At 68.7% G+C, this 19629-nt stretch carries 21 protein-coding genes; 9 read left to right on the top strand and 12 right to left on the bottom strand.

The annotated features are described in order from the left end of the window. Window positions 1-77 precede the first annotated feature (77 nt). Window positions 78-1019, top strand: a complete 942-nt coding sequence (locus tag BLQ03_RS03540) for a glycosyltransferase family 8 protein (RefSeq protein WP_139166615.1) — start codon at window positions 78-80, stop codon at window positions 1017-1019. Here the strand turns inward: BLQ03_RS03540 and BLQ03_RS03535 are convergent. After that, complete coding sequence (locus BLQ03_RS03535) at window positions 1016-1561, bottom strand: gamma-glutamylcyclotransferase (protein ID WP_090752875.1); 546 nt, start codon at window positions 1559-1561, stop codon at window positions 1016-1018. The genes BLQ03_RS03540 and BLQ03_RS03535 overlap by 4 nt on opposite strands. Before the next feature lie 61 nt (window positions 1562-1622). Between BLQ03_RS03535 and BLQ03_RS03530 the strand changes: the two genes are divergently transcribed. After that, on the top strand, window positions 1623-2633 hold the full coding sequence (locus tag BLQ03_RS03530) for a DUF2125 domain-containing protein (RefSeq protein WP_090752871.1): 1011 nt from the start codon (window positions 1623-1625) through the stop codon (window positions 2631-2633). Here BLQ03_RS03530 and BLQ03_RS03525 read toward each other — a convergent pair. Both BLQ03_RS03525 and hisC read right to left on the bottom strand, forming a co-directional pair. Continuing rightward, window positions 2630-3562 (bottom strand): prephenate/arogenate dehydrogenase family protein, encoded by a 933-nt coding sequence (locus tag BLQ03_RS03525; protein WP_090752867.1) that lies wholly within the window; start codon window positions 3560-3562, stop codon window positions 2630-2632. The genes BLQ03_RS03530 and BLQ03_RS03525 overlap by 4 nt on opposite strands. Then, on the bottom strand, window positions 3559-4656 hold the full coding sequence (hisC, locus tag BLQ03_RS03520) for a histidinol-phosphate transaminase (protein ID WP_090752864.1): 1098 nt from the start codon (window positions 4654-4656) through the stop codon (window positions 3559-3561). The genes BLQ03_RS03525 and hisC overlap by 4 nt, the downstream gene beginning before the upstream one ends. 129 nt (window positions 4657-4785) lie before the next feature. Between hisC and queA the strand changes: the two genes are divergently transcribed. The 6 genes from queA (at window position 4786) to BLQ03_RS03490 (ending at window position 10880) form a co-directional block, all read left to right on the top strand. Further along, window positions 4786-5841, top strand: coding sequence for a tRNA preQ1(34) S-adenosylmethionine ribosyltransferase-isomerase QueA (queA, locus tag BLQ03_RS03515; RefSeq protein ID WP_090753063.1), 1056 nt, complete (start codon window positions 4786-4788; stop codon window positions 5839-5841). A 12-nt stretch (window positions 5842-5853) separates the two neighbouring features. Beyond that, window positions 5854-7110: an MFS transporter gene (locus BLQ03_RS03510; RefSeq protein WP_090752860.1), complete on the top strand. Its 1257-nt coding sequence runs from the start codon at window positions 5854-5856 to the stop codon at window positions 7108-7110. Beyond that, window positions 7107-7694 (top strand): DUF924 family protein, encoded by a 588-nt coding sequence (locus tag BLQ03_RS03505; RefSeq protein WP_245688658.1) that lies wholly within the window; start codon window positions 7107-7109, stop codon window positions 7692-7694. Before BLQ03_RS03510 ends, BLQ03_RS03505 begins: the two co-directional genes overlap by 4 nt. 41 nt (window positions 7695-7735) lie before the next feature. Then, window positions 7736-9127, top strand: a complete 1392-nt coding sequence (gene lpdA / locus BLQ03_RS03500; protein WP_090752856.1) for a dihydrolipoyl dehydrogenase — start codon at window positions 7736-7738, stop codon at window positions 9125-9127. 566 nt (window positions 9128-9693) lie between these two features. Further along, entirely contained in the window at window positions 9694-10530 is an 837-nt protein-coding gene (locus BLQ03_RS03495) for a manganese catalase family protein (RefSeq protein WP_090753058.1), read from the top strand. Beyond that, window positions 10530-10880, top strand: a complete 351-nt coding sequence (locus BLQ03_RS03490) for an HIRAN domain-containing protein (RefSeq protein ID WP_090752853.1) — start codon at window positions 10530-10532, stop codon at window positions 10878-10880. The genes BLQ03_RS03495 and BLQ03_RS03490 overlap by 1 nt, the downstream gene beginning before the upstream one ends. Window positions 10881-11106: 226 nt before the next feature. On the opposite strand, the gene phoB is transcribed toward BLQ03_RS03490, so the two are convergent. The 9 genes from phoB to BLQ03_RS03445 all read right to left on the bottom strand — a co-directional run bounded on the left by phoB (window position 11107) and on the right by BLQ03_RS03445 (window position 18440). Next, window positions 11107-11796: a phosphate regulon transcriptional regulator PhoB gene (phoB, locus tag BLQ03_RS03485; RefSeq protein ID WP_090752850.1), complete on the bottom strand. Its 690-nt coding sequence runs from the start codon at window positions 11794-11796 to the stop codon at window positions 11107-11109. A 24-nt stretch (window positions 11797-11820) separates the two neighbouring features. Beyond that, complete coding sequence (gene phoU, locus BLQ03_RS03480; RefSeq protein WP_090753055.1) at window positions 11821-12540, bottom strand: phosphate signaling complex protein PhoU; 720 nt, start codon at window positions 12538-12540, stop codon at window positions 11821-11823. 14 nt (window positions 12541-12554) lie between these two features. Next, the gene (gene pstB, locus BLQ03_RS03475; RefSeq protein ID WP_090752846.1) at window positions 12555-13358 is read right to left on the bottom strand and encodes a phosphate ABC transporter ATP-binding protein PstB; all 804 of its coding nucleotides are present in this window, start codon (window positions 13356-13358) and stop codon (window positions 12555-12557) included. A 22-nt stretch (window positions 13359-13380) separates the two neighbouring features. Further along, window positions 13381-14748, bottom strand: coding sequence for a phosphate ABC transporter permease PstA (gene pstA / locus BLQ03_RS03470; RefSeq protein WP_090752842.1), 1368 nt, complete (start codon window positions 14746-14748; stop codon window positions 13381-13383). Beyond that, window positions 14745-15926 (bottom strand): phosphate ABC transporter permease subunit PstC, encoded by a 1182-nt coding sequence (gene pstC, locus BLQ03_RS03465; protein WP_090752838.1) that lies wholly within the window; start codon window positions 15924-15926, stop codon window positions 14745-14747. The genes pstA and pstC overlap by 4 nt, the downstream gene beginning before the upstream one ends. A gap of 103 nt (window positions 15927-16029) precedes the next feature. Further along, the gene (locus BLQ03_RS03460; protein WP_090752833.1) at window positions 16030-17061 is read right to left on the bottom strand and encodes a substrate-binding domain-containing protein; all 1032 of its coding nucleotides are present in this window, start codon (window positions 17059-17061) and stop codon (window positions 16030-16032) included. A 200-nt stretch (window positions 17062-17261) separates the two neighbouring features. Continuing rightward, a complete protein-coding gene (locus BLQ03_RS03455; RefSeq protein WP_090752830.1) occupies window positions 17262-17426 on the bottom strand; it encodes a YdcH family protein in 165 nt (54 codons plus the stop codon). Window positions 17427-17493: 67 nt separating this feature from the next. Next, window positions 17494-18237, bottom strand: coding sequence for a tRNA1(Val) (adenine(37)-N6)-methyltransferase (locus BLQ03_RS03450; RefSeq protein WP_090752827.1), 744 nt, complete (start codon window positions 18235-18237; stop codon window positions 17494-17496). Further along, window positions 18234-18440 (bottom strand): putative signal transducing protein, encoded by a 207-nt coding sequence (locus BLQ03_RS03445; protein ID WP_090752823.1) that lies wholly within the window; start codon window positions 18438-18440, stop codon window positions 18234-18236. Before BLQ03_RS03445 ends, BLQ03_RS03450 begins: the two co-directional genes overlap by 4 nt. 74 nt (window positions 18441-18514) lie before the next feature. Here BLQ03_RS03445 and BLQ03_RS03440 point away from each other — a divergent pair, with 74 nt between their 5' ends. After that, complete coding sequence (locus tag BLQ03_RS03440; RefSeq protein ID WP_090752819.1) at window positions 18515-19516, top strand: polyprenyl synthetase family protein; 1002 nt, start codon at window positions 18515-18517, stop codon at window positions 19514-19516. Window positions 19517-19629: the final 113 nt, after the last annotated feature.

Genomic DNA, 19629 nt, shown 5'->3' with positions numbered 1-19629 from the left:
TATCACGCCGCTTGCGGCAGGGTTAGAGGGGAAAGCGCGCGCTTGCCTTTCGGTTTCAACGCGTGGAAATCGGGCGCATGAATGCCGTGATCTCGCCGGGCTTCCGGCAGTTGTCCGACCGCGCCGTGATCGTGGCCTGCGACGCGGGCTACCTGCCCTATGCTTCGGTCGTGGCAGGCCAGCTTGCGGTCGAAGGTCGCGGCTGGGACGTGCTGATCGGCTCGCCCGAGCCGCTGGAACTGCCGCCGGCGCTGGCCCGGGCGGGCGTGGGCCACGTCGCCGCCCGCGACGCGACGCTGGAGGCTGCGCTGCCGCTGGACGGGCGGCGCTCGGTCGCGACCTACATGGACGTGTTCCTCGCGGGTGCCCTGAGAGGGCGCTGGCGGCGCATCCTCGTGCTGGACGCCGACATCCTGTTCGAGCGCGGCGATCCGGGGCGGCTGATGGCCGCCGACATGAGGGGCCGCGCCGTGGGGGCCGTGCGCGACAACCGCCAATGGCGTCAGCCCGGCAAGCGGGTGCCGGATTTCAAAAGGCTTGGCTGGCCTGCGGCACCCTATTTCAATGCAGGCGTGGTGATGGTGGACACCGAGGCCTGGGCCGAACAGGACCTGCCCGCCCGCTGCGCCGCTTTCGCCCGGACCCACCTTGCCGGCCTTGGCCGCGACCAGGCGCTGCTGAATGGCGTGCTGCGCGGCGACTGGGCCGAAATGAGCCCGCTGTGGAACTGGCAGTTCACCTGGGCCTCGGCGCATCTGTCGGCCATGGCGGACCCCTGCCTCGTGCATTTCATCGGACCCGACAAGCCTTGGCTGAAACGGTCGGAAGGCATCGTGCCCCTGCGCTGGCGCGCGCCCTATGCCGGCCTGCCGGGTGCCGAGGAGGGGCTGACCCGCCGCCACTGGCCAGACCGCCGCCGCTTGGGCCGCGCGCTGCTACGGCAATGGCGGGCGGCGGGACCGATGCTGGATTACCTGAACCGCTTTTCCGACGAATACACGCTGCTCGACCCGCGCTAGGCCGCCGCGCCCCGCAGCGCCCGGACCCGTGCGGCGAGGTCGTCCAGGTCGTCGTCGGGAATCCCCAGCTCGGCCAGATGCGCGACGGTGTTGTAGAGATAGTCGGCGTTCGGTCCCCTGCCCCCACAGGCCGTGGCGATGATCGCCGCCTGCTCGTCGGGGCTGAGCCCGCCCGCATACTGCCGGTGCTCGGGCCGCATGACATAGGTAAGCCCCCGCACCCGGCGCCCGTCGGCCAGCGCGAGCGGCAGCATCAGCTCGCGATAGGCGCCCGTCACCATCTCGCGCGCGCGCAGGCCGGCGATGACCTGGGGCCACAGGGGGTCCTCGACCCGCAGGGCCAGCCCCGTGCAGTCGCGGCCGGGGTGGGGCTCCAGCCCCAGGACGAGGCCGGGGCAGGTCTCGGTGCCCCGGTAGGTGACGGACCGCAGGCAGAAGCTGCGCCTCCAGCCGTCGGCCTGGGCGATGACGGCCTCGGCCACGGGGAAGTCGGGCGCCCACATCAACGAGCCGTAGCCGAAGACCCAGAAGCCGTCATCCATCGCTTGCCCTTTCCATCCGGCGCAGGTTAGGCCGGTCCTGCATGATTTCAAGAGAGGCGCCGTGAAGACGCTGGTGATCCTGTTGCTGCTGGTCGGGGGCGCCGTGGCGGGCGCCTGGCTGGGCGGCGAGACCTGGCTTGCGCGCAAGGCGCAGGCCATGATCGCCGAGGACCCCCGGATCGAGGCGGCCTCGGTCACGCCCCTGCGCGAGATCGACCGGATCGGCCTCGGCCTGACCGCCGTCGAGATCGCCACCCCGGCGGGCGAGGCCGTTCTGCCCGCCGTCGAGCTTTGGGCCGCGCCCACCTCGCCCACCCAGTTCCACGCGGCGCTCCCTTCCACCATGACCCTGCCCGTCATGGGCCGCCCGCTGGCGGTGGCGGCGGCGGACGCGGTGCTGTCCATGCGCGTCTCGCCGGGCAGCGACATGGCGATCAGCCGGGTGGCCGCTGCCAGCGGCCCCGTGGCGATCGAAGGCCACCCCTTGCTGGAGGGGCTGGACGCGCAGGCGCAGCTGGTGGCGATGGGGGCCGCCGCGCCCCGCGCGGCCCGCGCCGCCTATGATTTGGGCGGCCAACTGCGCGACCTGACGGGCATGGGGCTGCTGCCCCGTCCCCCCGCGCTGGCCGACCGTGCCATTTCCGTCGAAGGCGCCGCGCGGGTCTTCCTGACCGCGCCCCTTCGGCAGGCGGCGGATGCGCCGCCGCCTGACCTGGTGGGCGTATCCTCGGACGGCGTGACGCTGACCCTGGGCGACCAGTCGCTGCGCCTTGCGGGCACGGTGCGCGCGGGCGAGGACGGGCGGGCCGAGGGAGCGGCCTTCGTCTACACCACCGACGCCCGCGCCTGGCTGCAACTCGCCGCCGACCTGGGCGCCATCCCGGCCGTCACCGTGGCGCTGGCCGACACCGCGCTGCAGCAGGCGGCCGAAATGCCGGTCGAGCTGCCCGCGGGCGTCCCCGCCCCCGCCGAGCCCGCGAAGGGCGAGTTGCGCGTGCCGCTGATCTTCCGCGACGGCAAGACCTTCCTCGGCCCCCTGCCCCTGGGCGAGGCGCCGCTGTTCCCGGCCTAGGCGCGGTCCTTGACCCCCGCCCGGCCGAAGTCGGGGGCGGCGGTGTCCTGCCCCGCCTCGATGATGCCGCGGCGGATGGCGCGGGTGCCGGTGAAATACCTGTGCAGATGCTCGCCGTCGCCCATGCGGATGGCGCGCTGCAAGACAAACAGCTCCTCGGCGAAGCGGCCGAGGATGTCGAGGGTTGCTTCCTTGTTGTGCAGGAACACGTCGCGCCACATCGTCGGGTCCGAGGCCGCGATCCGGGTGAAGTCGCGGAAACCCGCGGCGGAATAGCGGATCACCTCGGATTCCGTGACGCGGCTGAGGTGGTCGGCCACACCCACCATCGTATAGGCGATCAGGTGCGGCACATGGCTGGTGACCGCCAGCACCCGGTCGTGGTGCGGTGCCTCCATCGTGTCCACGTTGGCGCCCATCGCGCGGACCAGCGCGGACAGCCGCTCGACCGCCGCGGGGTCGCTGTCGGGCAAGGGCGTCAGCAGCCACCAGCGGTTGCGGAACAGCGTGGCAAAGCCCGAGCGGGGACCGGAATGTTCCGTCCCGGCCAGCGGATGGCCGGGAACGAAATGGACGCCCTCGGGCACATGGGGGGCGACCACGTCGATGACCGACTGCTTGACCGAGCCCACATCCGTCAGGATGGCGCCAGGCGCGAGATGCGGTGCAATCTCGACGGCAACATCTCCCATGGCGCCCACGGGCACGGCCAGCACGACCAGGTCGGCGCCGGTGACGGCTTCGGCGGCGGTATCCGCCACCTCATCCACCAGCCCGATCTCGCGCGCCGTTTGGCGCGTCTCGGGCGAGCGCGCATAGCCCACGAGATGGGCGGCAAGGCCCCCCTCGCGCATGGCGAGCGACATGGAGCCCGCGATCAGGCCAAGGCCGATCAGGGCGACGCGCTGGAAGATCGGCTCGCCGCTCATCGGGCGGCCATGAACCGGCCGACGACCTGCGCCACGCGGCGGCAGGCGGCCTCGTCCCCGACCGTGATCCGCAGGCATTCCGGCAGGCCATAGCCGCCGACGCGGCGGACGATGATCCCGTCCTCGCGCAGGGCGGCGTCGCAGGCGGCGGCGGTCTCCTCATCGGCGAAGCGGGCGAGGATGAAATTCGCGTGCGACGGGTCCGAGGGCACGCCGTGCCGCGTCAGCGCCCCGGCCAGCCAGTCGCGCATCCGCGCGTTCTCGGCCCGCGCGTGATCGACGTGGGCGCGGTCGAGGACGGCAGCCTCGGCCCCTTCCAGCGCGACGTTGGACAGGTTGAAGGGTCCGCGGATGCGGTTCAGCACGTCGATGATGGGGCGCGGGCCATAGCCCCAGCCGACCCTCAGCCCGCCGAGGCCGTAGATCTTCGAGAAGGTCCGCGTCATCACGACGTTCGGCAGCCGCGTCGCCAGCTCCGCCCCGCCGTCGAAGTCGGCACTGACGTATTCCGCATAGGCCGCGTCGATCACCAGGACTGCCTGCGGCACGGCCAGAGCCAGCCGCTCGAGTTCGGCCGTCTCGATCATCGTGCCGGTCGGGTTGTTCGGGTTGGCGACGAAGACCAGCCGCGTGGCGGGCGTCGTCGCCGCGATCAGCGCGTCAATGTCGGTGGTCCGCTCGCGTTCCGGCGCCTCGACCGGGGTGGCGCCTGCCGCCAGCGCGCTGATGCGGTACATGGAAAAGCCGTGCTCGGTGAACAGCACCTCGGTCCCCGGCCCGGCGTAGCACTGGCAAAGGAAATGGATGATCTCGTCCGAGCCCACGCCGCAGATGATCCGGTCGGGGTCGAGCCCGTGAACCTCGCCGATCGCCGCCCGCAGCCGCGCATGGTCGGTCGAGGGATAGCGGTGCATCGCCTGCGCCGCATGGGCCACGGCCTCGCGCGCCTTCTCGGACGGGCCGAAGGGGTTTTCGTTGGAACTCAGCTTCAGCACGTCGCTGCGGCCCGACAAGGTGGCGGAACCCGCCTCGTACAGCGCGATCTCCATGATGCCGGGTTGGGGCGTGACCTGAAGGGACGGCGTCTGGGTCATGAAGGGGCTCCCGGCTGCGGTTGCGGGCGTCTTAGGCAAGCGACGGCGGGATGGGAAGGGGCGTCACAGGTGGCTGAGGAGGGTGCGGGGCCTGTTGACCCCGCCCGCGCCCGCGCCGACAAGGCGGTCATGCGCCTGTCCGACTTCGACTTCGAGCTGCCCGAGGGGCTGATCGCCACCCGTCCCGCCCGCCCCCGCAGCTCTGCCCGGCTGCTGGTCGCGCACGGGCATTCCACCACCGATGCGCGGGTCAGCGATCTGCCTTCGTTCCTGCGGCCGGGCGACCTGCTGGTGCTGAACGACACCCGCGTGATCCCCGCCCGCCTGACCGGCACCCGCACCCGCGATTCCGCGCAAGGCCCCGCCACCGCCCGGATCGAGGTCACGCTGCTGGAGCCCGCGCCCGGCGGCCAATGGCAGGCGCTGGCCAAGCCGCTGCGCAAGCTGCGGCAGGGCGAGGTCATCCGCTTTGGCGAGGCCCTGTCCGCCCGCGTCGAGGCGATCACGGACGCAGGCCTGACGCTGTCCTTCGATGCCGAGGGCGAGGCCTTCGACGCGGCGCTGGCGCAGGTCGGCGCGATGCCCCTGCCCCCCTATATCGCCGCGCTGCGGGCGCCGGACGACCAGGACCGCACCGACTACCAGACCGTCTGGGCCGAGCGCCCCGGCGCCGTCGCCGCCCCGACCGCAAGCCTGCATTTTGACGAACCTCTGCTGGCGTCGCTGGAGGCGATGGGCGTGCAGCGCGTCCATGTCACCCTGCACGTCGGCGCGGGCACGTTCCTGCCGGTCAAGACCGACGACGTGAGCCAGCACCGGATGCACGCCGAGCGCGGCATCGTCACGGCCGAGGCCGCCGCCGCGATCAACGCCGCGAAGGCCGAGGGCCGGCGCGTGATCCCCGTCGGCACCACCGCCCTGCGCCTGATCGAATCGGCGGCGACCGAGGACGGCCGCATCCATCCCTTTGATGCGCAGACCGACATCTTCATCCGCCCCGGATACCGCTTCCGCGTCACCGACGGGCTGATGACGAACTTCCACCTGCCGAAGTCCACGCTGATGATGCTGGTTTCGGCGCTGATGGGAACGGAACGCATCCGCGCGATTTATGCCCACGCGGTTCACGAAAACTACAGGTTCTTCAGCTATGGCGACGCGTCGCTGCTGATACCGGGCGACTGAGGCAGGAAAATCATGCTGAGCGTTCTGCGCACCACATGGCCGTTGCTGCTGGGCGTTCTGCTGCTGATGGTCGGCAACGGGATGCAGGGCACGCTTCTGGGCATCCGCGGCGAAATCGAGGGCATCCCGACCACGCAGATGTCCGTGGTGATGTCCGGCTATTTCGGCGGCTTCGTGCTGGGCAGCCTGATCGTGCCGGGCATGATCCAGCGCGTGGGCCATGTGCGGGTCTTCGCCGCGCTCGCGTCGCTGATCTCGGCGGTGCTGATCGTCTATGCGGCGATCCCGCACTGGCTTGCCTGGGCCCTGATGCGGCTGCTGATCGGCTTCTGCTTCTGCGGCGTCTACATCACCGCCGAAAGCTGGGTGAACGCCAGCGCCAGGAACGAGACCCGGGGCCAGGCCATGTCGGCCTATTTCATCGTGCAGATGCTGGGCCTTGTCACCGGCCAGGTGCTGATGAACGTCAGCGACCCCGGCGGCTGGATGCTGTTCGTCATCCCCTCGGTCCTGGTCTCGGTGGCCTTCACCCCGATCCTGCTGGCGCAGGTCCCCGCGCCGCGGTTCGAGACGATCAAGCCGATGAGCATGGGGCAGCTTTACCGCGCCTCGCCACTGGGCTGCGTCGGCATCTTCCTGATCGGCGGGGTGTTTTCCGCAGTTCTGGGCATGGGCGCGGTCTGGGCGGCGACCATCGGGCTGAACGTGCGGGAAATCTCGGCCTTCGTCGCCGCGATCTGGATCGGCGGGCTGCTGGCCCAGTATCCGATCGGCTGGCTGTCGGACCGCGTGGACCGGCGCTTGCTGATCACGGCGCTCGCGGTGTTCGGCATGCTGGTCACCGCCATCGTCGCGTCGCGCGAATCGGGTGTCTGGGGCTATCTGCTGGCCGCCGCGTTGGTGGGCGGGGTCGCGAACCCGATCTATGCGCTGCTGATCGCCTATACCAACGACTTCCTCGACACGGCCGACATGGCGGCCGCCTCGGCCGGGCTGCTGCTGATCAACGGGACCGGGTCGGTCTTCGGGCCGATCCTGACCGGCTGGCTGATGGCCGCGATCGGTCCCGAGGGCTTCTGGGTCTACATGTCCGTGCTGCTCGCGGGGCTTGCCGCATATGGCGGCTGGCGCATGACCCAGCGCGCCACTCCCGATGTCGACCAGAGCTTTGCCATCCTGTCGCCGTCGGCCACAACGCTTGCCGTCGAGACGGCGCTGGCCGAGGCGGGCGACAACTCCACCGCTCCCCCACAGGACAAGGCCGCATGATCATGGATGCCGTCACCCCTGCCGAGATCATCCGCTTCTGGATCGACGAGACCGGCCCCAAGGGCTGGTACATGCAAAGCGACGACCTGGACCGCAGGGTCCGCGACCGCTTCATGGCGGCCTGGATCGACGCGCCCCGGCTGGCCGCCGAATGGGCGGGCACGGCCGAAGGCGCGCTGGCCGCCCTGATCCTGACCGACCAGTTCCCGCGCAACATGTTCCGGGACGACGCGCGAGCCTTCTCGACCGACCCGCTCGCGCTGCGGATCGCCGCTGCCGCCATCGACGCGAGCCATGACCTCGCCACCCCGGAACCTGCGCGGCAGTTCTTCTACCTGCCCTTCGAGCACAGCGAGGAACTGGCGGACCAGCAGCGCGCCGTCGCGCTATTCGCGGAACGGATGCCGGGCGAGAACCTGATCCATGCCGAAATCCACCGTGACACCATCGCGAAGTTCGGCCGCTTCCCCTGGCGGAACGAGGCGCTGGGCCGCATCCCGACAGACGCCGAGCGGAAGGTGATGGAGGCCGGAGGCTATGGCGCGCTGGTCTCGGGCAAGCTGTCGCTTGCCGATCTGGACTGACCCTGCGAATGTGACCGAACGTCCGAAGGCGAGAGGGACCAATGGCGCAGAGTTTCGACGTTGTTGTGATCGGGGCTGGCCCCGGTGGTTATGTCTGCGCCATCCGCGCGGCGCAGCTGGGGCTGAAGGTCGCCTGCGTCGAGCGCGAGCACCTAGGCGGCATCTGCCTCAACTGGGGCTGCATTCCGACCAAGGCCATGCTGCGCTCGGCCGAGGTCTTCCACCTGTTCGAACGCGCCAAGGATTTCGGCCTCAAGGCGGACGGCTTCGGCTATGACCTGGACGCGGTGGTGCAACGCTCGCGCGGGGTCGCCAAGCAGCTTGCGGGCGGCGTCGGGCACCTGCTGAAGAAGAACAAGGTGTCCGTCTTCATGGGCGAGGCCAAGCTGACCGCGCCCGGCAAGCTGTCGGTCAAGACCGACAAGGGCACCGAGGAGTTGACGGCGAAATCCATCGTGCTCGCCACCGGGGCGCGGGCGCGCGAGTTGCCGGGGCTTGAGGCCGACGGCGAACTCGTCTGGACCTACAAGCACGCGCTGGTGCCGAAGCGCATGCCGAAGAAGCTGCTGGTCATCGGCTCGGGCGCCATCGGGATCGAGTTCGCATCGTTCTTCAATACCCTAGGCGCGGATACCACCGTGGTCGAGGTCATGGACCGTGTCCTGCCCGTCGAGGATGCCGAGATCAGCGCCTTCGCGAAGAAGCAGTTCGTCAAGCAGGGCATGAAGATCCTGGAGAAATCCACGGTCAGGAAGCTCGACCGCAAGGGCGGGACCGTGACCGCGCATATCGAGGCGGGCGGCAAGACCGAGACGCAGGACTTCGACACGGTGATCTCGGCCGTGGGCATCGTCGGCAATGTCGAGGGGCTGGGGCTCGAGGAACTGGGCGTCAAGATCGACCGCACCCATGTCCTGACCGACGAATACTGCCGCACGGGGGTCGAGGGGCTTTACGCCATCGGCGACGTCGCGGGCGCGCCCTGGCTTGCGCACAAGGCGAGCCACGAGGGGGTGATGGTGGCCGAGCTGATCGCGGGCAAGCATGTCCATCCGGTCAAGCCCTCGAACATCCCCGGCTGCACCTATTGCCAGCCGCAGGTGGCCTCGGTCGGGCTGACGGAAGCCAAGGCGAAGGAACTGGGCCACGAGGTCCGCGTCGGCCGCTTCCCCTTCGTCGGCAACGGCAAGGCCATCGCGCTGGGCGAGCCCGATGGAATGGTCAAGACCGTCTTCGACGCCAAGACCGGCGAGCTTCTGGGCGCCCACATGGTCGGCGCCGAGGTGACGGAACTGATCCAGGGCTACACCGTCGGCAAGACGGCGGAACTGACCGAGGAAGACCTCATGCACACCGTCTTCCCGCACCCAACGCTGAGCGAGATGATGCATGAATCGGTGCTGGACGCCTATGGGCGGGTGATCCATTTCTGAGCCACCCGCTTGAGTGGCCGGCGGACCGGGGCTTTGCCCCGGACCCCCGGATACTTGAGACCGTCCGAAGGGACGTTCACCCTGCTGATGAGCGAACGAGGCGTGCGCCACCGTTGTCGGGTTGGCGCATGGCCAGTTGATGCCGGCAAGGACAGGCTTTTTGTGAGGCGCTGCTTTGGTGTGCACCGCGCCAGTCGCGGTGTAGCATCATGAAACCTATCCCAGTTTAGGGAGCAGACCACCGACCGGTTTGAGTCCGAAGCGGACGTTCATCCGTGCGGCGTTCTCAGATGCTGCCCTCTAGGCAGGACGCAGCGAAATTCCATCGATCCTGGGGCTGTCCGCAGCGGAGCGGTCACTGGAGACCAGTGACGGCGCCATTCGGTACAGCCTCCGGGCTTGTCAACGACATGCTCGCCACGCCTGCGAGAACTTCATGATGTTTGTCGGCGAAGACTGCTGCCTCAGGAACAAATCGGCCTGAAGTACAGTTCCTCCGGGGCTTCAGCGGCCGCTGCACCGGACGACGCAGGCCCTTCAGAACCTATGCAACCTTGGAGTTCACGATGTTCTACACTGACAACAAGCTGCAATATCCCGTTCGCGTCGACAGCCCCGATCCCCTCTTCGCACGCGCCCTGCAACAGGCCATCGGCGGCGTCGAGGGCGAGATTCGCGTGGCCATGCAGTATTTCTTCCAGGCCTGCGGGGCCCGCGGCAATCCCAAGTTCCGCGACCTGCTGATGAACACCGCGGCCGAGGAACTGGGCCATATCGAGATGCTGGCCACCGCCGTCGCCATGAACCTGGAAGGCGCCCCCTTGTCGATGAAAGAGGAAGTGGCCGCAAGCGACCGCGCAGTAGGCGCGATCATGGGCGGCATCAACCTCAAGAATCTTCTGTCGTCGGGGCTGTCGGCGATGCCGGTGGACAGCGACGGCGTGCCCTTCGACATGTCCCACATCTATGCCAGCGGCAACATCGCCGCCGACATGACCGCCAATGTCGCCGCTGAATCCACGGGGAGAACCCTTGCCGTTCGGCTTTACAACATGACCGACGACGCGGGCATGAAGGACATGCTGTCCTATCTGATCGCCCGCGACACCATGCACCAGAACCAGTGGCTGGCCGCGCTTGAGGAACTGGGCGGCATGACCGGCGCCTTCCCGATCCCCAACAGCTTCCCGCAGGACCAGGAAAAGACCGACTTCAGCTATGCCTATCTGGGCTTCCAGGCCGATGGCAGCGAGCCGGTGGCCGGCCGGTGGTCCGATGGCCAGTCCATCGACGGCAAAGGCGAGTTCACGGCGCAGCCGATGCAGCCTCTGGGGGAAAAGCCTGACCTCGGGGCGGCGCGGCCTCAGAGCGGCGCACAGTCCGAGCAGATTGGAGAGCAGTGATGGAACGGCGTGCCTTGTTGGGCGGATTGGCGCTGGCGACCGTTGCTCCGGTTGGGGCATTGGCTCGCCCCGCCATGCCCGCGGGACTGGAGGTGCTGAGGACGCATCTGGCGAACGCGGACCGGTTCGAACACCGTCCCAAGGTCGGGCAGCGTCTGGTCCTCCGGCGCGATCCCAGCCGTGCCTTCGATCCCGCCGCCATCGCGGTCGAAACCGAAGAAGGCCAGAGAGTGGGCTATCTGCCGCCAGCCCAGGCCGGCGTTCTGTCGCGGTTGATGGATCATGGCGCATCGGCCTCGGCCCAATTGTCCGAGACCGGCAAGCTGCAGGTGTTCCTGCACTTGACGTGATGTGTCAAAGGCAGAACCGCTAAAATCCTGCTGCGAACCAGCGACAGGCGGAGGAGCGTCGTAACCGGTCGCTCCGATCCGCTTGGAAAGCTGTCGGCCCCTTTTGCGTGAATACCGCTGTTGTGTCAGGCGTTGTACATGCACAGCGAACGGCGGCTTGGTCCCCGCAAAACTGCCCTCGGTCGGCCAACCCATGAGGTCTACCCGGTCCTGAAGCCGCAGCCCCTCACCCCAGCGCATACCCCGTCCCACGCACCGTCCGCACGGGGTTCGTCCCTCCGTTCGCCATCAGCGCCTTCCGCAGCCGGCCGACGTGAACGTCGATGGTGCGGCTGTCCACGTAGATGTCGCGGCCCCAGACGCGGTCCAGCAGTTGCTCGCGGGTCCAGACGCGGCCGGGGCGTTCCATCAAGGTCGAGAGCAGGCGGAACTCGGTCGGGCCGAGGTGCAGGGGTTGGCCCGCGCGGAAGACGCGGTGCTCGCCTGAATCGAGCAGGATGTCTTCGAAGCTGAGGCGCTCGCCCATCGTGGTCGGGCGGGTGCGGCGCAGCTGGGTGCGGACGCGGGCCATCAGCTCGACCACGGAATAGGGCTTGACCACGTAGTCGTCGGCGCCGGTTTCCAAGCCGCGGACGCGGTCGGTTTCGTCCGAGCGGGCCGACAGCATGATGATCGGGATGTGGCGCATTCCGGGGTCGGCCTTGACACGGCGGCAGATCTCGATCCCCGAGACGTTGGGCAGCATCCAGTCCAGCACCATCAGGTCGGGCGCCTCTTCGGCGACCAGCAGCATGGCCTCGTCGCCGGTCTCGGCGCCCACCACGCGGAAGCCCTCGGACTCGAGGTTGTAGGTCAGGACCTCGCGCTGGGCGCCCTCGTCCTCGACCAGGAGGACGCAGGGTTGCTGGACGGACATGGCTTGCTCCTTTCGCGGGGCGCGTCAGCCGCCCGGGGCGGGATCGACGGACAGGACGCTGTTGCCCTTGGGCCGGGGATCGTCGGGCAGTTCGCCCGTGACGACATACAGCACCTGCTCGGCGATCGAGGTGGCGTGGTCGCCCATCCGCTCGATGTTCTTGGCGATGAAATGCAGGTGCATGCAGGCGGTGATGTTGCGCGGGTCCTCCATCATGTGGGTCAGGAACTCGCGGAACAGCGCGTTGTACATCTGATCCACCTCCAGGTCGCGCGCCCGCACGTCGGCGGCCAGCGCCGCGTCCCGCTGGACATAGCTGTCCAGCGCGTCGCGCAGCATCCCCTCGACCGTCGCGGCCATGCGGCGCAGCGCAAGGCCGGTGCCGGGGATCACCGGCATCTGCGACAGCTGGTTGGTGCGCTTGGCGATGTTCTTGGCATAGTCGCCCACGCGTTCCAGCGCCGCGGCGATCTTGATCACCGACAGCACCAGCCGCAGGTCGGTCGCGGTGGGCGCGCGCAGGGCGATCAGGCGGGCGGCGGATTCGTTGACCTGCACCTCGAGCTGGTCGATGGCGCGGTCGCGGCGGCGGACCTCCTCGGCCAGTTCCTCGTCGCGGGTTTCCAGCGCGCGCGCGGCTTCCTCGATCGCGGCCTCGACCATGCCGCCCATGCGGATGACCTCGGCCTGGATGCTTTCAAGGTCGCGGTCGAAGGCCGACAGGATGTGCTTGTCGCGGTTCATCATCGAAAACCCCCTCAGCCGATCCGGCCGCTGATGTAGCTTTCCGTCCGCGGGTCGCGCGGGCGGGTGAAGATGTCGTCGGTGTCGCCGTATTCGACGAGGTTGCCCAGGTGGAAGAAGGCCGTCTTCTGGCTCACGCGGGCGGCCTGCTGCATCGAGTGCGTCACGATCACGACCGAGAAGGTCGCGCGCAGCTCGTCGATCAGTTCCTCGACCTGCGCGGTGGCGATGGGGTCAAGCGCCGAGCAGGGCTCGTCCATCAGCAGGACCTCGGGCGCGGTGGCGACGGCGCGGGCGATGCACAGGCGCTGCTGCTGGCCACCCGACAGGCCCGTGCCGGTCTCGCCCAGGCGGTCCTTGACCTCGTTCCACAGGGCCGCGCCGCGCAGGGCCTTTTCGACGATCTCGTCCAGTTCGGCGCGGTTGCGGGCCAGCCCGTGGATGCGCGGGCCGTAGGCCACGTTGTCGTAGATCGACTTGGGAAAGGGGTTCGGCTTCTGGAACACCATGCCGACGCGGGCGCGCAGCTGCACCGGGTCCACGCGGCGGTCATAGATGTCCTCGCCGTCCAGCAGCATCCGGCCCTGGACGCGGGCGATGCCGATGGTGTCGTTCATGCGGTTGAGGCAGCGCAGGAAGGTGGACTTGCCGCAACCCGAGGGGCCGATGAAGGCCGTCACCGTCTTGTCCAGCAGGTCGACGCTGACGTCCTTGATGGCGTGTTTCTCGCCATAGAAGACCTGCACGTCCTTGCACTGGAACTTGATATCCCGGGCGTCTGTGTCCACCACTCGCTCCACCATTCTCACGTCGTCCATGATGTGGTCCCTTTCCCCGGATTTACCACCGCCGCTCGAACTTGCGGCGCAGGGTGATGGCCAGAAGGTTCATCGCCAGAAGGAAGACCAGCAGCACGATGATGGCGCCCGAGGCACGTTCGAAGAACGCGGGGTCCGCGCGCTGGGTCCAGTTGAAGACCTGCACCGGCAGGGCCGAGGCGGGGTCGAGAAAGCCCTCGGGCGGGGCGGACGGATAGGTCGTGACGAAGGCCACCATGCCGATCAGCAGAAGCGGCGCGGTTTCCCCCAGCGCCTGCGCCAGTCCGATGATCGTGCCCGTCAGGATGCCGGGCATGGCCAGCGGCAGGACATGGTGGAACATCGTCTGCATCCGCGAGGCCCCCACCCCCAGCGCCGCGTCGCGGATCGAGGGCGGCACCGCCTTCAGCGCGGCGCGGGTCGAGATGATGATCGTGGGCAGCGTCATCAGCGTCAGCACCAGCCCGCCCACGATGGGCGCGGACCGCGGCAGACCCGCGAAGTTGATGAAGACCGCCAGCCCCAGGATGCCGAAGACGATCGAGGGCACGGCCGCGAGGTTCGATATGTTCACCTCGATCAGGTCGGTCAGCCTGTTCTTCGGCGCGAATTCCTCAAGGTAGATCGAGGCCGCGACGCCGATCGGCAGCGACAGCACCAGCACGATCAGCATCATGTAGAAGGACCCCAGGATCGCCACGCCCAGGCCCGCCGCCTCGGGCCGGTTGTCCGAGCTGTCGGTCGAGGTCACGAAGTCCCAGTTGAACCGCGTCTGCAGGTCGCCCCGTTCCTGCATCGCCATGGCGAGGTCGTATTGCGCGACCGAGGTCTTGGCGTCGATGGCGGCGGATTCGCGGCTGACGCGGCCCTTGAACATCCCGTCGATGCGGGACGAGGTCATCACCGGCGCCTCGATCACGGTGCCGACCAGTTCGGGGTTCGCCAGCACGGCGTTGCGCAGGTCGGCGCGCGCCTGGGCCGAGAAGAAGGAGGACAGGTCGCGGTCGTCCAGCCCCTCGATCTCGATGCCGTTCGCCTCGACATAGGCGGCCAGCGAATTGTCCAGCAGCTTGCCGTAGCCCATCGTCAGGACCTTCTGCATCTCGGCCGGATCGCGGTTGCCGGCCGGGTCCACCACCTGCGCCTCGATGGCGATGGGGATGCGGGCATAGGTCTGGAAGAAGGCGCTGGTGCCGTCGCGGAAGATCGTGAACAGCAGGAAGACCAGCGCGCCCATGGCCAGCGCGATGGCGACCACGCCATAGGCGCGGAAGCGCCGCTCGGCCGCGTTGCGGCGCCTGGTGCGGGGGTCCTCGATCAAGAGCGACCTCCGCGCGGGCGCGGCAGGGGGATCGACGGGCCGGGGCGGCTGCGAGGTGACGTCGGTCATTCGTACTGTTCCCGGTACTTGCGCACGATGTAGAGGGCCAAGACGTTCAGCCCCAGCGTCATGACGAAAAGCGTGAGGCCCAGGGCAAAGGCCACCAGCGTCTCGGGACTGGCGAAGTCGTTGTCGCCGGTCAGCTGGCCCACGATCTTGACGGTGATGGTGGTCATCGCCTCGAAGGGGTTGGGGCTGATCCGGGCCATGGCGCCCGCGCCCAGGACCACGATCATCGTCTCGCCGATGGCGCGCGAGGCGGCCAGCAGGACCGCGCCGACGATGCCCGGAAGGGCGGCGGGCAGCACCACCTGGCGGATCGTTTCGGAATGGGTCGAGCCCATGGCGAGGCTGCCGTCGCGCAGCGACTGCGGCACGGCGTTGATGATGTCGTCCGACAGCGAACTGACGAAGGGGATCAGCATCATCCCCATGACCAGACCCGCCGTCATCACCGACGAGCCGCTGGACCCCAGACCCAGCGGCTGGGCGATCCAGTCCCGCAGCAAGGGGCCGACCGTCACCAGCGCGAACAACCCGTAGACGATGGTGGGAATGCCGGCCAGCACCTCGATGGCGGGCTTCACGACCGAGCGGACGCGGGGCGTCGCGTATTCGGACATGTAGATCGCGGCATAAAGCCCCACCGGCACCGCCACCAGCAGCGCGATCAGCGAGATGTACAGCGTACCCCACAACAGCGGCAGCATGCCCAGTTCCGAGCCGCCGCCGAAGCTGGGCGTCCATTCGGTCCCGAAGAAGAAGTCCTGCCAGGGGTACATCCGGAAGAAGCGTAGCGATTCGAAGACCAGCGACAGCACGATGGCCACGGTTGTCGCGATGGCGATCAGCGAGCAGACGATCAGGATGCCGCGCACGACCTGCTCGACCACGTTGCGGGCGCGGAACTGGGGTGCGGTGCGCGACAGGGCAACGGCCAGCCCGGCCACGCCCAGCGCCAGCGCGGCCGGGGCCAGCCAGCCCGGCGCCTGGAGCAACCGCGCCAGCGCCAGCAGCACCAGCGCCGGAAGCGCGGTGAACAGCGCGACATGCCAGCCGTGATAGGTCGGGCGCGAATGCAGCGCCCGGGTGTCGCCGCCCGCAAGCCGGACCGAGCGGCTGCGGCCCAGCAGATAGCCCAGCGCGGCCAGGGCCAGGATGGCGATCGTGATCCAGAAGGGCGACATCAGACCTCGCACAAGGGGGACGCGGCGGAAGTCATCACGACACCGGCCGCACCGCAAGCAAGCGGGCCACCAGCGGCCCGCCTGCCGGCGTCAGGTAACGGGCTCAGTTGGCCGCGACAACCGTTTCGGCCGCAACCGCCTGCTGGACCCTGGCCAGTTCCGGGTCGGGCACCAGGCCGTATTCGGACAGCGGGCCGCCGGGGCCGGCGATGGCGTCGGCCACGAAGAACTCGGCAAACTCCTTCAGGCCGGGGATCTCGCCGAAGTGGTCCTTCTTGACGTAGAAGAACAGCGGGCGCGACACGGGGTATTCTCCCGAGGCGACCGTCTCGACCGAGGGCGCCACGCCGTCGATGGTGGCGACCTTCAGCTTGTCGGTGTTGTTTTCATAGAAGGACAGGCCGAAGACGCCCAGCCCGTTGGGGTTGCTGTCGATGCGGGCCAGCGTCTCGGTATAGTCGCCGTCGATGTCCACCGAACGCCCGTCGGTGCGCAGCTTGACGCAGGCCTCCTCGGCCTTGTCGGCGTCCGACAGCACGGTCATCGCCTCGAGCGCGCCCGAGGTCTCGCAGCCGGCGGCCATGACCTTCTCCTCGAAGACCTCGCGGGTGCCGTGCTTGGTGCCGGGGACATAGGCGGTGATCTCCTGCGCGGGCAGCGCGGGGTTCACGTCGGCCCAGGTGGCGGCGGGGTTCGCGACCAGCTTGCCGTCCACGACGACCTCGGCCGCCAGCGCCTTGTAGACGTCCTGCGGGGTCAGGGCGAAGTCCGGGCCGTTGATCGACGAGGCGAAGACGATGCCGTCATAGCCGAACTGCACTTCCATGATGTTGTTCACGCCATTGGCGCGGCATTCGGCCAGCTCGGCCTCCTTGATGGGGCGCGAGGCGTTGGCCACGTCGATGGTGTTCTCGCCCAGGCCCGCGCAGAACTGCTTGAGACCCGCGCCCGTGCCGCCACCCTCGACCACCGGGGCGGTGAAATCCATGTTCTCGGCGAAGGCTTCGGCGACGATGGTGGCATAGGGCAGGACGGTGGACGACCCCGCGACCTGGATCTGGTCGCGCGCGGCGGCCGCCGTGGCCGAGACGGCCAGCATGGCGAGGACCGAGGCGGAGAATTTCATGGTGTTCATTTGGCAGCTCCTGCGGTGTGGGCCCTGAAGGCCTGCGCCCGGTTAGATCGGCTTCATGTCATCTTCATGACAGAAATGATGCAGGCAGGTGACTGCCCGTGGAAAGCCCCTGCCCGGCGCGTCGAATGAAAAGGGGACCGGACTGGCCGATCCCCTGGCTGTTGCGGTCCGCCGCCACCGCCTGTGGCGGGCGCGGTTCCTCAATGGCTAAGGCGCTCGATCTCCTCTTTCAGCCGCAGCTTTTCCTTCTTCATCGCCGCGATGCTGAGGTCGTCCGTACCCGGAGCGCGCTGTGCGCGTTCGACTTGTTCCGAGAGATCCTGGTGCTTCCTGCGCAGTTCCGCGACGTGCGACTGAACCGACATTCCGAATACTCCTTCTCTGGTGTCGAGAAGGGCAGTCCAGCATGATTCGCCCGCACTGTCACGCCAGTCACGGATGTATGATGTTAAGGGCGGCCCCATGTCGCAGGACTGCCTGCGCGGCGGGCGTCAGGTCCTCGCCGTCGCCTTCATGCGCCGCACCTTCGTGCAGCACGAAGGGCGCGAGAAGCCGCAGGGGGCCGCGCGCGCCCTTGCGGGCGGCGACGATCACCCGGCCCGCGTCACGGCCGCGCCGCGCGGCGAGGGGCAGGATCGCCGTGGCCCCCGCCCGGCCCGGCAGCGCCGACAGGATGCGGTCCAGTGCCTCGGCCCGGTGGATCAGCACCAGCCATCCGCCCGGACGAAGACGCCGCAACCCGGCGTCGATCCAGGTTTCCAGCGGCGTTTCCTCGTGCCGGGCCTCGGCGCGGCTGTCGTCGGGCGCGCGGGTGCCGGGACCGAAGAAGGGCGGGTTGGCGATGACATGGTCGAAGGTTTCAGCCCGCAGTGCCGTGGGCATCGCGGAGAGGTCGCCCGCGACGATCCGGGCCGCGATGCCGGTCGCGGCGGCATTCTGCCGCGCAAGGTCGGCCATGCCGGGCTGGCGTTCCAGCCCCGTCAGGTCAAGCCCCGGCACCCGCGCCCCGAGGCAGAAGAGCGCGACCCCTGCCCCGCAGCCAAGCTCCAGCACGCGTTCGCCCGCCCGTGCGGGGCAGGCGGCGGCCAGCATCACGGCGTCGGCGCCTGCGCGATAGCCGCGCGCGGGCTGGCGCAGGACCAGCCGCCCGTCCAGGAAGGCGTCGTCGCGCGTCATCCGATCCCGTGGTCGCGCAGGATCGCCGCCGCCATGAAATGATCGCGGTCTGCCACCATCAGGCGGCGCGGCAGGATGCCGATGGACCCTTCCAGCACGCTCATGTGCTGGTCGAACTGGAAGGCCATGATGCCTTCGCCTCTCAGCACGTCTTCGGCACGGGTCATGGTCAGCGGATCGGTGGTGCGCAGGACTTCCTTCATGGCGCGCCACGCTAGGGCGCGGTTGCGAAACTGTCCACGACATGGCAAGGGCCACGGCGAAAAGGGGTGCTCTCATGGGTGTGAACGAAACCGTGGCGAAACCGCTGGACCGACTGGCCGCGCTGCTGGCCCACGACATGGGCGCGGTGGACGCCCTGATCCGCACCCGCATGGAAAGCCGCCACGCCCCCCGCATTCCCGAGGTCACGGCCCATCTGGTCGGCGCGGGCGGCAAGCGGCTGCGGCCCCTGCTGACCATCGCCGCGGCCCGGCTGCTGGGATACGAGGGCACGCATCACCAGCTGCTGGCCGCGACGGTCGAGTTCATCCACACCGCGACGCTGCTGCATGACGACGTGGTGGACGAAAGCCGCCAGCGCCGGGGCCGCCCGACCGCGAACCTTCTGTGGGACAACAAGTCCAGCGTGCTGGTGGGGGACTATCTTTTCGCCCGCAGCTTCCAGCTGATGACCGAGACCGGCAACATGCGGGTCATGTCGATCCTGTCGAACGCCTCGGCCGTGATCGCCGAAGGCGAGGTGCTGCAACTGACCGCAGCCCAGGACCTGAGGACGACCGAGGAGATCTACCTGCAGGTCGTGCGCGGCAAGACCGCCGCGCTTTTTTCCGCCGCGACCGAGGTCGGCGGCGTGATTGCGGGCGGCACGGATGCGCAGGTGCAGGCGCTTTACGACTATGGCGACGCTCTGGGGATCGCCTTCCAGATCGTGGACGACATCCTCGACTACAGCGGCACGACCGAAACCATCGGCAAGAACACCGGCGACGACTTCCGCGAGCGCAAGCTGACCCTGCCGGTCATCAAGGCGGTGGCGAAGGCGGATGCCGAGGAACGCGCCTTCTGGCAGCGCACCATCGAGAAGGGCGACCAGCAGGAGGGCGACCTCGAGCGTGCAATGGCGATCCTCGGCCACCACGGCGCCATCGACGCGGCGCGCGCGGACGCCCTGGCCTGGGCCGCGCGCGGGCGGTCGGCGCTGGAGGCCCTGCCCGAGGGCGAGATCCGGGCGCTGCTGACGGAACTTGCGGATTTCGTCGTCGCACGGGTGGCCTGAGACCGGACCAGGGCCCTGCCCCCTCGTCGCAAACGACGATCCCGGGAGGCTTCGGCGAAGAAGAACGCGCATGAAAGAAGGCCCGGCAGACTCGCCGGGCCTTGTTGTTGCAA

Source organism: Paracoccus chinensis, assembly GCF_900102885.1.
Taxonomy (GTDB): Bacteria; Pseudomonadota; Alphaproteobacteria; order Rhodobacterales; family Rhodobacteraceae; genus Paracoccus; species Paracoccus chinensis.
This window is presented reverse-complemented; position numbering and strand designations above follow the sequence as displayed.

What these genes read in the sequence shown, in the direction of transcription:
- pstB (WP_090752846.1), bottom strand. Translation starts at nt 13,358, where the DNA reads ATGGACGACGTGAGAATGGTGGAGCGAGTGGTGGACACAGACGCCCGG.
- BLQ03_RS03495 (WP_090753058.1), top strand. Translation starts at nt 9,694, where the DNA reads ATGTTCTACACTGACAACAAGCTGCAATATCCCGTTCGCGTCGACAGC.
- hisC (WP_090752864.1), bottom strand. Translation starts at nt 4,656, where the DNA reads ATGACCCAGACGCCGTCCCTTCAGGTCACGCCCCAACCCGGCATCATG.
- BLQ03_RS03440 (WP_090752819.1), top strand. Translation starts at nt 18,515, where the DNA reads ATGGGTGTGAACGAAACCGTGGCGAAACCGCTGGACCGACTGGCCGCG.
- BLQ03_RS03450 (WP_090752827.1), bottom strand. Translation starts at nt 18,237, where the DNA reads ATGACGCGCGACGACGCCTTCCTGGACGGGCGGCTGGTCCTGCGCCAG.
- BLQ03_RS03445 (WP_090752823.1), bottom strand. Translation starts at nt 18,440, where the DNA reads ATGAAGGAAGTCCTGCGCACCACCGATCCGCTGACCATGACCCGTGCC.
- BLQ03_RS03525 (WP_090752867.1), bottom strand. Translation starts at nt 3,562, where the DNA reads ATGAGCGGCGAGCCGATCTTCCAGCGCGTCGCCCTGATCGGCCTTGGC.
- lpdA (WP_090752856.1), top strand. Translation starts at nt 7,736, where the DNA reads ATGGCGCAGAGTTTCGACGTTGTTGTGATCGGGGCTGGCCCCGGTGGT.
- phoU (WP_090753055.1), bottom strand. Translation starts at nt 12,540, where the DNA reads ATGAACCGCGACAAGCACATCCTGTCGGCCTTCGACCGCGACCTTGAA.
- BLQ03_RS03460 (WP_090752833.1), bottom strand. Translation starts at nt 17,061, where the DNA reads ATGAACACCATGAAATTCTCCGCCTCGGTCCTCGCCATGCTGGCCGTC.
- BLQ03_RS03510 (WP_090752860.1), top strand. Translation starts at nt 5,854, where the DNA reads ATGCTGAGCGTTCTGCGCACCACATGGCCGTTGCTGCTGGGCGTTCTG.
- BLQ03_RS03540 (WP_139166615.1), top strand. Translation starts at nt 78, where the DNA reads ATGAATGCCGTGATCTCGCCGGGCTTCCGGCAGTTGTCCGACCGCGCC.
- BLQ03_RS03535 (WP_090752875.1), bottom strand. Translation starts at nt 1,561, where the DNA reads ATGGATGACGGCTTCTGGGTCTTCGGCTACGGCTCGTTGATGTGGGCG.
- queA (WP_090753063.1), top strand. Translation starts at nt 4,786, where the DNA reads ATGCGCCTGTCCGACTTCGACTTCGAGCTGCCCGAGGGGCTGATCGCC.
- BLQ03_RS03490 (WP_090752853.1), top strand. Translation starts at nt 10,530, where the DNA reads ATGGAACGGCGTGCCTTGTTGGGCGGATTGGCGCTGGCGACCGTTGCT.
- pstA (WP_090752842.1), bottom strand. Translation starts at nt 14,748, where the DNA reads ATGACCGACGTCACCTCGCAGCCGCCCCGGCCCGTCGATCCCCCTGCC.
- phoB (WP_090752850.1), bottom strand. Translation starts at nt 11,796, where the DNA reads ATGTCCGTCCAGCAACCCTGCGTCCTCCTGGTCGAGGACGAGGGCGCC.
- BLQ03_RS03505 (WP_245688658.1), top strand. Translation starts at nt 7,107, where the DNA reads ATGATCATGGATGCCGTCACCCCTGCCGAGATCATCCGCTTCTGGATC.
- pstC (WP_090752838.1), bottom strand. Translation starts at nt 15,926, where the DNA reads ATGTCGCCCTTCTGGATCACGATCGCCATCCTGGCCCTGGCCGCGCTG.
- BLQ03_RS03455 (WP_090752830.1), bottom strand. Translation starts at nt 17,426, where the DNA reads ATGTCGGTTCAGTCGCACGTCGCGGAACTGCGCAGGAAGCACCAGGAT.